10 protein-coding genes are annotated in these 12,927 nt (G+C 59.8%); 5 read left to right on the plus strand and 5 right to left on the minus strand.

Annotated features, from left to right (window positions below):
* Positions 1-139: 139 nt before the first annotated feature.
* Genes ACR0J1_RS02165 through ACR0J1_RS02175 form a run of 3 tightly spaced genes read left to right on the plus strand, consistent with a single transcriptional unit; the run spans position 140 to position 1,715 of the window.
* On the plus strand, positions 140-973 hold the full coding sequence (locus ACR0J1_RS02165) for a hypothetical protein (protein WP_480729763.1): 834 nt from the start codon (positions 140-142) through the stop codon (positions 971-973).
* Positions 973-1,365 (plus strand): cell division protein ZapA, encoded by a 393-nt coding sequence (locus ACR0J1_RS02170; RefSeq protein ID WP_480729761.1) that lies wholly within the window; start codon positions 973-975, stop codon positions 1,363-1,365. Before ACR0J1_RS02165 ends, ACR0J1_RS02170 begins: the two co-directional genes overlap by 1 nt.
* Positions 1,365-1,715 (plus strand): MliC family protein, encoded by a 351-nt coding sequence (locus ACR0J1_RS02175; RefSeq protein ID WP_480729759.1) that lies wholly within the window; start codon positions 1,365-1,367, stop codon positions 1,713-1,715. The genes ACR0J1_RS02170 and ACR0J1_RS02175 overlap by 1 nt, the downstream gene beginning before the upstream one ends.
* A gap of 1 nt (position 1,716) precedes the next feature.
* Here ACR0J1_RS02175 and grxD read toward each other — a convergent pair whose 3' ends face one another.
* The 5 genes from grxD to ACR0J1_RS02200 form a co-directional block, all read right to left on the minus strand.
* Positions 1,717-2,079 carry a Grx4 family monothiol glutaredoxin gene (gene grxD, locus ACR0J1_RS02180; protein WP_480729757.1) on the minus strand — a complete coding sequence of 121 codons (363 nt, stop codon included), beginning with the start codon at positions 2,077-2,079 and terminating at the stop codon, positions 1,717-1,719.
* Positions 2,080-2,261: 182 nt separating this feature from the next.
* Positions 2,262-2,498: a BolA/IbaG family iron-sulfur metabolism protein gene (locus tag ACR0J1_RS02185; RefSeq protein ID WP_170354080.1), complete on the minus strand. Its 237-nt coding sequence runs from the start codon at positions 2,496-2,498 to the stop codon at positions 2,262-2,264.
* 142 nt (positions 2,499-2,640) lie between these two features.
* On the minus strand, positions 2,641-4,800 hold the full coding sequence (purL, locus tag ACR0J1_RS02190) for a phosphoribosylformylglycinamidine synthase subunit PurL (RefSeq protein WP_480729755.1): 2,160 nt from the start codon (positions 4,798-4,800) through the stop codon (positions 2,641-2,643).
* Between the two features lie 155 nt (positions 4,801-4,955).
* Positions 4,956-7,199 carry a mechanosensitive ion channel family protein gene (locus tag ACR0J1_RS02195; RefSeq protein ID WP_480729754.1) on the minus strand — a complete coding sequence of 748 codons (2,244 nt, stop codon included), beginning with the start codon at positions 7,197-7,199 and terminating at the stop codon, positions 4,956-4,958.
* A gap of 271 nt (positions 7,200-7,470) precedes the next feature.
* On the minus strand, positions 7,471-8,379 hold the full coding sequence (locus ACR0J1_RS02200) for a LysR family transcriptional regulator (RefSeq protein ID WP_480729752.1): 909 nt from the start codon (positions 8,377-8,379) through the stop codon (positions 7,471-7,473).
* 170 nt (positions 8,380-8,549) lie between these two features.
* Between ACR0J1_RS02200 and ACR0J1_RS02205 the strand changes: the two genes are divergently transcribed.
* Together ACR0J1_RS02205 and ACR0J1_RS02210 are read left to right on the plus strand one after the other, a co-directional pair.
* Entirely contained in the window at positions 8,550-11,969 is a 3,420-nt protein-coding gene (locus ACR0J1_RS02205) for an indolepyruvate ferredoxin oxidoreductase family protein (RefSeq protein ID WP_480729750.1), read from the plus strand.
* A gap of 78 nt (positions 11,970-12,047) precedes the next feature.
* Positions 12,048-12,926, plus strand: coding sequence for a lysophospholipid acyltransferase family protein (locus ACR0J1_RS02210; protein WP_480729748.1), 879 nt, complete (start codon positions 12,048-12,050; stop codon positions 12,924-12,926).
* The last annotated feature ends 1 nt before the right edge of the window (position 12,927 follow it).

A 12,927-nucleotide genomic window follows, 5' to 3' on the forward strand; every position in this document is an offset into this window, starting at 1 on the left:
TTGAACTGTGGTGCGCAAGTAGTTGAAACCAAACAGTGGGTATTTTCTGTCACATTCCGTTAGACTGTAGATCAGAGCGGCCAGCCTTGATTCGGGCCGGGCGCGACAGAACGAACCTTGGTAAAGAGGTGACAGGGGCATGAGCCAGATCGAAGATTTACAACGCCGTATCATTGCCGCGATGGAGCGGATCGGCAGCGGTGTCGAGGCATTGCAGGATGCAGCACCCGCAGGCGGGGGGGACGCGGCCCTGCGCGCGGCACTTGAGGATGAGCGGGTCGCCAATGCACAGCTGGAAGAACGGCTGAAAACGCTGGTCGAACGCCACGCGCAAGAGGTCGACACGCTGCGGGCCCAACCTGCGGCCAACGCCGAAGCAGATGCGCTGCGCGAGCAGTTGGCCGAGGCTGTATCGCAGCTTGCGACGGTCGAGGCGGCGCGGGCCGAATTGGCAGATGCCAAGGCGGCGCTTGAGAACAGCGATGAGGTTGCAGCGCTGAAAGCTGAAATCGAGACGTTGCGATCCTATCGGGGGGCCGCAGAAGAGGCGGAATCGCTGCGGATCGAGGTCGAACAACTAACCCCCATCGCCGACCGGGTCGAGGAGACAGAAGCCGAACTGGCGCAATTGCGAGCGGAACTCGCTGATAGTGAGCGTGTGGCCGAGTTGAGTTCCGAGCTTGAAATGCTGCGCGCCGAACGGGCCAGCCACGGGGCGGCCATGTCGCGGCTGGACGATGATCTACAACGCCTGCGCGGAGCTAACGAACAGCTGCGCAGCACGGTCGACGAATTGCGCACTGCTGCCGAAAAAGGCGTTGCAGATGCAGACATGCTGAACCGCGCCACCGCCGCCGAACTGGAGGCCACCCGGGCCGCGCGCGCCTCGGATGCGGCTGAAGCTCATGCGGTGCTGGCCCGTCTTGAACCCTTGTTGACCCATGCCAATCTGGCCGAAGGAGAGGTGGAATAATGCCCGAAGTGACTATTCATATCGGCGGTCGTGGCTTTGAAGTCTCTTGTCAGGACGGCGAAGAGGGTTTCTTGCAGGCAGCCGCTCGGTTGCTGGATGACGAAGCCCAGGTTCTGTCGGACCAGATCGGACGGATGCCGGAATCGCGGATGCTGCTGATGGCCGGGCTGATGCTGGCCGACAAGGCCGCCGCGCACGAAGACCGGGTGAAAATGGCCGAGGCCCGTCTGGCCGAAGCTGAAACCGAGCTCAAACGCCTGAGCAACGCACCCCGACCCGAACCTGAGCGGATTGAGGTTGCGGTGGTGCCGCCGTCGGTGACAGATACGCTGGCGGAAATGGCCGCGCGGGCCGAAGCGCTGGCCGCAGCCATCGAAGAAAAGTCGGCCTGATGCAGGGGGCTTATACCTCGCTCTGCGCGGCTGCCCTGTCGCTATGGGCCGTTGCAGCTGAAGCGCAGATCGATATCTTGTCGGTGACCTTCAACTGCGAGAACGCGACGCAGATACCGGTGTCATATTTCAACGCGACCGATGGGACGGGGGCAGCCGCAATGCTGGTCGACGGCCAACTGATCGCGATGCAACAAGTCCAGAGCGGGTCAGGCATCCGCTATGAGTCCGTTGGGACGACGGGCACCTACACGCTGCGCTCAAAAGGCTGGGAGGCTACGATCAGCCACCAAGCCAATGGTGACACAGCCCCTGAACGCGTGCTGTTCAGGGACTGCGTTAGCCGATAAATCAGGCGTTCGCTTCGCGGATTTTGTCAGCGGCGTCTTTGTTGTAGCCGACGCCGTTTTCGTCAAACAGCGTGTCCAACTCGCCCGACAAGGTCATCTCGGTTATGATGTCGCAACCACCGACGAACTCGCCTTTGACAAAAAGCTGCGGCACGGTCGGCCAGTCAGAATAGTCCTTGATGCCCTGACGAACCGCTTCATCGGCCAGAACGTTCACGTCGGCATAGTCGACGCCCATATAGTTCAGCACACCGGCCACGCGGGACGAAAACCCGCATTGCGGCATCTCTTTGGTGCCCTTCATATACAGCACCACGTCGTTGGCTTTGACGGTTTCGTCGATCTGGGTCTTAACGTCGGTCATTTCGCGTTTCCTTGTCATCAGCGCTTAGTTGCGCCCATTCATCCGTTCTAATCGCTCGTTGTCAGCCTGCACCTTGTTCACAAGGTCGACATTTGTCGCTTCCATGCCAAGTGGAGGCTTACCATCGGTTTTGGGAACGCGCCAACGTACCAAGGACGACAGCAGATCCCAAAACGAAGCCTTCATTCCGGCACTTTGGTGGTCAGTGCCAGCGCGTGTAACTCTCCATCTGGACCGTCCATCTTTCCTTTCAAGGCCGCGTAAACGGCGCGCTGCTGCTGGACCCGGTTTTTGCCGCGAAAGCTTTCGTCCACGACCATGGCGGACATATGCACGCCGTCGCTGCCGCCGACCTGGATCTCTGCATCGGGGAAGGCTTCGCGCAGCAGGTGTTCGATTTCGTGGGCGCTCATAGGCATGTGGGGTTCTCCTGAAGATCTTTGGAAAGATTTAGAGCGATGCGCAGGGGGGCGCAAGGTGGGACGGTGGCAAATGCCCGAAACCCCGCACCCCGAAGCGGGAGCAGGGTTTTGGCATTCGAAACGACAGGCAGGGAGGTGCTTAGGCGACGGCCTCGGCAAAGCTGCTGCGGAACGTGTCGGTCAATTCGGCCAGCGGGGCCTCGGAATTGCCGATTTTCACACAGTCGCCCGTGAAACGACCGACTGAGATCAGTGGAACACCGGCCTGACCTGCGGCGATCATCAGTGCCTCGGCTTGATCAAAGTTGCAAGCGACCAGATAGCGGGCCTGATCTTCACCGAACAGGATTTCGGTCGAGGCATCGTCAAGGCAAACGCCGACGCCTGCGGCTTCGGCCAGTTCGAACGCAGCGAGTGCAAGGCCACCGTCGCCCAGGTCGGTACAGGCCTTGATCATCTCGCGGTTGGCGCGGATGAAATTGCCGTTTCGATTCTCGGCATCCAGATCAACATGGGGGGCGTCGCCGTCTTCGCGGTTGAACACCTCGGCCAGAAGGGCAGATTGACCCAGATGGCCCGTGGTTTCGCCGATGACCAGCGCAACATGGCCTTCGCGGACCTCGTTGCCGATGATCTCATCCGAGTGCGACAGCAGGCCAACCGCGCCGATGGTCGGCGTCGGCAAGATCGCCTGACCGTCGGTTTCATTGTAAAGCGAGACGTTGCCCGAAACGATGGGCATGTCCAACGCGTCGACGGCTGCACCGATACCCTGGATGGCCCCGACGAACTGGCCCATTATCTCAGGCTTTTCGGGGTTGCCGAAGTTCAGGTTGTCGGTGGTGGCCAGTGGCGTGGCCCCAACGGCGGTCAGGTTGCGATAGGCCTCGGCCACCGCTTGCTTGCCGCCTTCGACCGGGTTGGCGCGGACATAGCGCGGGGTCACATCGCTGGTGAAGGCCAGTACCTTGTCGGTACCGTGGACGCGCACCATACCGGCTCCCAGACCCGGTGTGCGAGTGCTGTCGGCCATGACCATGGTGTCGTATTGCTCGTAGACCCACTGCTTGCCCGCATAGTTCGGAGATGCGAGCAGGGCGCGCAGGCCGTCGATTGGGTCTATCTGAGGCACATCTTCCAGCGCCTCGGCTTCCGGTGTCGGTTCCCACGGGCGGTCATATTCCGGTGCGGTTGACGAAAGTTTGGACAGGACCAGATCGGCTTTGACCTCACCATTGTGCATGATCAAGAAACGGTCTTCGGCGATTGTCTCGCCCACGATGGCGAAATCGAGGTCCCATTTTTCAAACACAGCGCGCGCCTCGGCCTCAAGCTCGGGTTTCAGGACCATCAGCATGCGTTCCTGAGATTCTGACAGCATCATTTCATAGGCCGTCATGTTCTCTTCGCGCTGAGGCACGTTTTCGAGGTCCAGACGAACACCCAGACCACCCTTGTCGCCCATTTCGACGGCGGAGCAGGTCAGACCTGCTGCGCCCATGTCTTGAATTGAGATCACGGCCCCGGTCTGCATCAGCTCCAGCGTCGCCTCCATCAGGCGCTTTTCGGTGAAGGGGTCACCGACCTGAACAGTGGGACGCTTTTCCTCAATGGTGTCGTCGAACTCGGCCGAGGCCATGGTCGCACCGCCCACACCGTCGCGGCCGGTTTTGGCACCCAGATAGACGACTGGCATACCGACGCCAGACGCGGCGGAATAGAAAATCTTGTCACTGTCGGCCAGACCTGCAGCAAAGGCATTCACAAGGCAGTTGCCGTTATAGGCGGGGTGAAAACGCACTTCGCCACCGACACAAGGAACGCCGAAACAGTTGCCGTAACCGCCGATGCCCTCGACCACGCCGTTGACCAGTTGCCGCGTTTTGTGGTGGCCGGGCTCACCAAACGACAGCGCGTTCATCGAGGCGATGGGACGCGCGCCCATGGTGAAGACGTCGCGCAGAATGCCGCCCACACCGGTCGCCGCGCCCTGATAGGGTTCGATGTACGAGGGGTGGTTGTGGCTTTCCATCTTGAAGACCACCGCCTGACCGTCGCCGATATCGACCACACCCGCATTCTCACCCGGGCCGCAAATCACTTGCGGGCCAGAGGTGGGCAGGGTGCGCAGCCATTTCTTCGAGGATTTGTATGAGCAATGCTCGTTCCACATGGCCGAGAAGATGCCCAGCTCGGTAAAGGTGGGTTCACGCCCGATGATCTCAAGGATCATGTCGTATTCTTCGGGCTTGAGCCCGTGTGCGGCGATCAGATCGGGTGTGATGGCAGGCTCTTGCATCGTCTGTCCTTGTTCAAGGGTGGCCGAGATTGCGCGCCTTTTAGGGCAAGGGGGCGTCCGTGGGAAGGGTCAAGTCAGCGCAGGCTTAAACAGCTAAAGAAAAAACGGGCCCGGCGAGAGTACCGGGCCCGTAAATCATTTTGCAGATCAAATGATCAGGCCGGGGCTTCCCCTTTGTTGATCGAGTCTGCCGCGGCCGCTCCGACAGCTGCTTTCTGTTCTTCTGTCAGGTTCTCGGCTTCTTCCAATCCGGGGATGGCGACTCGCACCTCGCGGCGGGCAAAGTCGATGCCGTTGGCGTTGAACTCGGCCTTCACGCGGTTGAAGATTTCCTTTCGCAAGGTGAATTGCTTGCCAGGCTTGGCCATAAACTTGCCGCGGATGATCATGCCGACATCGTCAAAGTCGAACACACCCTGAGACTTGAAGGGCTGCAGGAACCCGTCCTTGTGCACCTCGTCTGCCATCATCTCGGCACCGATCTTTTTGAAGATCTTCTTGACCTTGTTGGGGTCGGTGTCGAACGGCACGGTGAACTTCAGCTTCATGATCACCCAGTCGCGGCTGAAATTGGTCAGCTTCTGAATCTCACCATAGGGAATGGTGTGTACCGGGCCGCGATGATGGCGCAGTTGCATAGAACGGATCGAGATCTTCTCGACCGTGCCCATGGTGCCGCCCACATCGACATATTCGCCCACACGGAAGGCGTCGTCGATCAGGAAGAAGACGCCGCCAACGATATCCGCCACCAGTTTCTGCGCACCAAAGCCGATGGCCAGACCCAGAACACCGGCACCTGCCAGCAGGGGCGTGATGTTGATGCCCAAAGCGCCAAGTGCCAGCAGACCGAAGATGACCGCGATGGTGATCTGAGCGGTGATCCGCAGCAGCGGCAGAACCGTCGCCAGACGTGAACCGCCCGCGCCACCGCCTTCGCCGCCTGCTTCCTCGTCCAAGGCTTCGGCTGCGGTCTGTTCCTTGGCCAGACGGCGGTTGATCCACAGTGAGACGACCTCGTTCATGATATAGCCGATAGCGATGATCAGCAGGAACTCGATCACTGCGCCGCCGACTTCGGCGCTAACACCGGCCGAGGCGATGTTGCGTAGGTCAAGTTGCCAGGCATTGGCGATCATAAATACGACAAACAGACCTGCGATGACGCGACCGATGCGGATATAGCTGCGCTTGGCCGAGCGATAAGCGCGTTCGGCCAGCGGCCCTTCGCCCGACATCGGCGGTTGCAGATGGCGCACCAGCCCCCGGATCAGGGTATCAAGCGCAGGCGCGATCAGCAGCCAGAACATTGTTGTGAAATGCGCGCCAGTTCCCAGGGCACGCATGACCGCCGGATCACGTTGCGCCACCAGGAATTCAACCAACAACCACGTCGCAACAGAAACGCCAATGGCAAAATAGGGATAATAGCGGGACACCTCTTTGTCGAAATTGGTGTGATCGGGGTCGGTGCCCAGCATCATCTGAGACAGGCCCTCGCGCGCAGTCCAGGCTATGACGCCGATATAGACGTGGATTGAGGCGTTCAGCCAGAAGGCTATACGGGTGTCGTTGGGCGTAATTCCGTTGAGCGCGTTGAACCGCAGGACAAACATCGTGAACCCGATCAGGATTAGCAAACCGATCAGGTTGCGGTGCAGGTACTTGGCCCAGTGGTCATCGATATTAACCAGACGGTATTTCGGCTTTTGCGGCGCAAGTACAAAGCGAGACGCTGCAGCGCCCAGCCGTGGAATCCAGATCAGGAAGAATACAAAAGGTGCCGCGTAAGTCATTTGCTCGGGCGTCAGCAGACCACGCCCCACAGCTCGGACCAGGACATAGAACACGATCAAACCGGCAATTTCGCGGCAGAAGCGGCGGAAGAGATAGCGGATGGCTCCCCTCAGGTCAGCCTCGTCACCAACCTCAGTTGCTTCGTGCCAGCGGCGGGTCAGGAAAATGAACAGTTTTTCTGCGGCAAGGCCCACGAGAAGTACTGAAAGAACCAAACCAAAAAGCGTATACACGCCGGTGGTGCCAAGTTTTTCCGAGAAATTGCTGAATGCCGTGATCTGCGCGGTGACGATATTGGGAAGCGTCGTCAGAACATGGGTCCAGGACGAAACCATCTCGGCCCAGATTTCGCCGATTTCAGTCAGCGGGTCCTCGACCCCTTCCTTGGCTGCGGCCTGTTCTTCCGCCACGGCGTCAAGGCGCTCCAACAGGATCGCGCGGACCTGATCGTCGGACATGCGGGCGACAAGGTCATCGACCTGTTCGGGCGTCAGGTCTTCGGGGATGCTGACGGCTGCAGTGCCTGCATCCTGCGCATGGAGTGGGGCCGCCAGAATAAGAGCGGTGACCAGCGCCAGCAAAAGGCGGAGTGGTTGGAACATGGATTTGCCCTCGGAAACGAAGTTTGTATCATTTTTTCGGGATCATATGCCGATGCGCGCATTTTTCCCAGAGCTTTCGACGGGTTAACGCAACCGCAGGGCCAAAAAAAAGGCCGAGCACTAAGCTCGGCCATAGTCCAACAGGGAGGTATGAAGATGATGAGCGTTTCAGCATCACCGCCTTCGAGTGCTCATTTAGGGATCGGTTTGTGAACGATCAAGGTTTATTAGGGGGCGCTGGCGTCATGTCCGCTATGCCACCCGTGCATAGCTAGAGCTTGCCCAGCTGCCGCAGCTGCTTGCGATGGGCGATGATCTCATCCTGAACAAAGTCACGGAAAGCCGCTATCCGTTTGGAATGACGCAATTCTTCGGGATAGGCGAGGTAAACCGGGACATCCGCGCTTTCGATATCTGACAGAACAGGCACCAGATCCGGAAAGTCCTCGGTCACGTAGTCGGGCAGAACGCCGATGCCGAGATCGTGAAGTACGCCCTGTAAAACGCCGAAATAATTGTTCACCGTCATCAGCGAGCCGGGATTATACGTCATCAGATGGCGGACCATCGACGCACTGGCGCCAACCTGGGGGGCCGAAGGCGTCTGGCAGATCAGCCTGTGTTTCGAGATGTCCTCCAGCTTGGACGGAACCCCGCCATGACTATCGAGATAACTGCGGGTCGCATAGAGCAGCATCTGCACCGTCATCAACCGCTTGCGCACCAGATCCGCCTGGCTGGGCTCTTTCATGCGGATGGCGACGTCGGCTTCGCGCATGGGCAGGTCCAAAACCCGCTCCTCGAGCATAAGATCGATGTTGAGGTCTGGATATCGCTCATAGAGTTTCGGCAGGCGCGGAGCCAGCCAGAGTGTGCCGAAGCCAAAGGTTGTAGTTACACGCAGGACGCCAAAGACCTCATCCTCGCTGTCGCGGATGCGGGCCGCGGCGGCGTCCAGACGTTTGGACATGGCCGAGGTGGCGTCGAACAGCAACTCTCCCTGCTCGGTGAGAATCAGCCCCCGGGCGTGGCGGTGAAACAGCGTCGCATCCAGTGATTCTTCGAGCGCACGTATCTGTCGGCTCACGGCAGATTGAGACAGGTTCAGCTTATCCCCAGCATGTGTGAGGCTGCCCGCATCTGCGACCGCGTGAAATATTCTGAGCTTGTCCCAATCCATCGTCGCAACTTTCGTTATCCTTCGGCTGACCTATATGAAACACGTAACAAATTCCACATTCAAACGAGGAAATCGTTACGGGAGAAAAAGAAATCTGCTATACAGGTCAGCAATCATGACCTAAAATGCACCTCAATACAGCACACTAATCCGACGATGGGAGACGTCCGATGAGTCAGCCAAAAATATCACTGAATGACCGGTTCGATCTGTCCAAAAGTCCCGTTCTGCTGAACGGCACGCAGGCGCTGGTGCGCCTGATGATGATTCAGAAGGCGCGCGATACTGCGGCGGGTCTGAACACGGCGGGTCTGGTGACAGGATATCGCGGTTCGCCGCTGGGGGCGGTCGATCTGCAGATGTCGCGGGCTGAAAAGCAACTGACCGAGAGCGATGTCACTTTTCAGTACGGTCTGAATGAAGATTTGGCTGCGACCGCGCTGTGGGGCAGTCAGCAGGCCGGGCTGCGCGGCGATGGCAAGTTCGACGGCGTGTTTGGCCTGTGGTACGGCAAGGGCCCGGGTGTGGATCGCTCGGGCGACGTGATGCGCCACGCCAACATGGCAGGAACGGCGCAGCATGGCGGTGTGTTGATGGCTTTGGGCGATGATCATACCGGCGAAAGCTCGACCGTACTGCACCAGTCCGAGTGGTCTCTGGTCGATATGTATATGCCGGTGGTCAGCCCGGCGGGTGTGCAGGAAATTCTCGACTACGGCATCTACGGCTTCGCGCTGAGCCGATTTGCGGGTGTCTGGGTCGGGTTGAAGACGATGAAGGACACGATCGAGGTCACATCCGTCGTGGATGGTCGCCCGGACCGGATGCAACTGGTGATGCCTCAGTTCGACATGCCCGAAGGCGGGTTGAACATCCGTCTGGGGGACACGCCGCACCTGCAGGAAGCGCGTGTTATCGACCATAAACGTTTTGCCGCCGAGGTTTTCTCGCACGCCAACAAGCTGGACAAGCGGGTCTGGGGCAAGCCCGGTGCAAAGATCGGCATCGCGGCGGCGGGCAAGAACTGGCTGGACCTGACGCACGCCATGTCGCTGCTGAATATCGACGCTGACGAGGCCGAGCGGCTGGGCATCACGACCTACAAGATCGGTCAGACATTTCCTTTGGATATGAAAGGCTTCCACGACTGGGCTGAAGGGCTGGACCTGATCATCATCGTCGAGGAAAAGCGCAAGCTGATAGAGGTGCAGGTCAAAGAGGCGATCTTTGACGACCGTCGCGGTCGCCGTGTCTATGGCTGGTACAAGGGCGGCGCGGGCACGCTGCACCGCGAGGAGCTGTTCCCGACCCGTGGCGCGCTGGACCCGATCATGATTGCGGAAAAGCTGGGCGAGATCATGATCGAAGAGGGTCGTGAGACCGATGGCATCCGCGCCGGTCTGACCAAGCTGTCTGATGCGCGCCGGGCTGACAACGCGCAGGAAATCGCGGCGCGCCTGCCGTATTTCTGCTCGGGCTGCCCGCATAACAGCTCGACCCGTTTGCCTGATGGCAGCCGGGCCTATGCCGGGATCGGCTGTCACTACATGGTTCAGTGGATGGACCGCGAGACCACAGGCTTCACCCAGATGGGCGGCGAAGGCGTGAACTGGGTCGGCGAAGCTCCGTTTTCGACCACCGAGCATGTGTTCCAGAACCTCGGCGACGGGACGTATAACCACTCGGGCGCGCAGGCGATCCGCGCGGCGCTGGCGGCGGGGACGAATATCACCTTCAAGATACTGTTTAATGATGCGGTCGCCATGACCGGCGGGCAGGACAACGAAGGCGGTCTGACGGCGGAACGCATCGTCGACGAGGTCAAGGCGATGGGCGTCAAGGACGTGGCCGTCGTCTATGACGAAAAGGAAGATGTGAACTTCAAGGCTCTGCCGTCTGGCGTGGAAACTCACGAACGCGCCGAGCTGATGCGCGTGCAAGAGAAGTTTCGCGAGATCAAGGGCGTATCGGTCATCGTTTACGTCCAGACTTGTGCTGCGGAAAAGCGTCGGCGGCGCAAGCGGGGGCTGTTCCCGGACCCCGACAAGCGGGTGTTCATCAATACGGATGTCTGCGAGGGCTGCGGCGATTGCGGGGTGCAGTCGAACTGCGTCTCAATCGTGCCAAAAGAGACTGAACTGGGCCGCAAACGCGCCATCGACCAGTCAAGCTGCAACAAGGATTATTCCTGTGTGAACGGGTTCTGCCCGTCCTTCATCACGCTTGAGGGCGCGAAGCTGCGCAAAGAGGCTACCACCGATATCGAACTGCCCGACCTGCCGGACCCTGACCTGCCGCAGATCAACGGTACGCATAACGTGGTCATCACCGGCGTCGGCGGCACCGGCGTTGTCACCATCGGTGCGATTCTGGCACAGGCGGCGCAGATCGACGGCAAGGGCGCCGGTATGATGGAGATGGCAGGGCTGGCCCAGAAGGGCGGCGCGGTCCACATCCATTGCCGCCTGGCCAACCGACCCGAGGACATCAGCGCGATCCGGGTCGCCACGGGCGAAGCTCATGCCCTGATCGGCGGTGATCTGGTTGTGTCGGCGGGGGCGAAGACCCTGGGGCTGACGCAGGGCGGTCAGACCGGGGCGGTGGTTAACAGCCACGAGATCATCACCGGTGATTTCACCCGCGATACCGATTTCCAGATTCCCAGCGATCAGCTTGAACTGGCGCTGCGGGCGCGGCTTAAGGAGGGTGTCGATCTGTTCGATGCCTCTGATCTGGCACGCGCGGTGATGGGAGATTCGATCTATTCCAACATGATGGTCTTTGGGGCTGCGTGGCAACGCGGGCTGGTACCGGTCAGCCATGAGGCTCTGATGCAGGCCATCGAACTGAACGGCACCGCGATTGAGCGCAACAAGCGCGCCTTTGCCATCGGTCGGTGGGCGGTGCTGTATCCGCGCGAGGTCGACAAGATCCTTGCCCCCGGCGTCACCGAGATGCCCCGGACGCCGGAACAGACCATCGACTTCCGCGCCAACCACCTGACCGCTTATCAAAGCAAGCGGCTGGCCAAGCGTTATCTGAAACTGGTCGAACCCATCGAGGATCCGGCGGTCAAGGAGGCGGTGGCGAAAGGCTATCATAAGCTGTTGTCCTACAAGGATGAATATGAGGTCGCGCGGCTGCTGTTGGACAGCCGCGACAAGGTCTCGGCCGAGTTTGACGGCGATTTCAAGATGACCTTCTACCTTGCGCCACCGGTTCTGGGCACGAAGGGCGCGAATGGCCGTCCGACCAAGAAGGCATTTGGCGAATGGTTTCTGGGACCATTGAAGCTGATGGCAAAGCTCAAGGTTCTGCGGGGCACCCCCCTGGATGTGTTCGGCTACACGGCAGAGCGCAAGATGGAGCGCGGGCTGATCCGTCAGTATGAGAAGGACATGAAAGAGGTTCTGCCCCAGCTGACGGCGGACACTCGCGATGCGATTGCGGCCCTTGCGGCGCTGCCTTTGGACATTCGGGGCTTTGGTCCGGTTCTGGTGGCCAACGAGGCCAAGGCTGCGAAACGGCGCGAGGAACTGCTGGCCGTCATCCGCGACGGCGGACCGGAGTTGCGCGCTGCGGCAGAGTGAAGCTTCACAAGCCTGTCACGCAAACTTTGCAAAATGGGTCCCCGGCCTTATTTAGACGGCAGCCAACCGGAGGAACCGATGCCCTCGCGCCATCATGTCGCCCGTGACATCTCGTACGCCCATTCCGCGGAAACGCGGGGCGGGCGGATGGTGATCAAGCTGATGGAGAACACGACGGGCCGCCTGCGCCTGATCCGCCGCGCGGACGGCTACGAGCAGGAGGTGGCGCAGGGGCGCGATTTCTGGTCCGTCATGGTGGAACGCTATGGGCTGTCGCTGGAGGTCGTTGGTGGCGCGCTGTCGAACATCCCCGCCGATGGGCCGCTGATCCTGATTGCGAACCACCCGTATGGCATTCTGGACGGGCTGATGATGGGCCATATCCTGTCGCAGACGCGCGGTGATTTTCGCATTTTGGCAAATCACGTGTTTCGCAAGGCCGAAGACCTGAATCGGATCGTTCTGCCGATCTCGTTCGACGGCACGAGGGAGGCCATGAAGCTGAACCTCGAAACCCGCAAGACGGCGCTGAACTATCTTGGCGATGGCGGTGCGATCGGGATTTTCCCGGGCGGGACGGTTAGTACCGCAGTCAAACCTTTTGCACACCCGATGGACCCCGGCTGGCGCGGGTTCACCGCGCGGATGGTGGCGAAATCGAACGCGACCGTGGTGCCGGTTTTCTTTGACGGGCATACCTCGCGCCTGTTTCAGATCGCCAGCCATTTGCACAACACTCTGCGGATGGGCTTGCTGATCAAAGAGTTCAAAAAGCGCGTCGATACGCCGGTAAAAGTGGTCATTGGCGATCCCATCGGGCGCGACATTCTGGACCCGTTGGGCAAGGATACGCGCAAGATGATGGATTTCCTGCGCAAAGCGACGTATGAGCTGTCCCCGAAGCCACTGAAGTCTTATGACTATGGCTATGAATTTGAGGAACGGCATCGCGCCTGAA

This window comes from Ruegeria sp. CJ3, assembly GCF_056536725.1.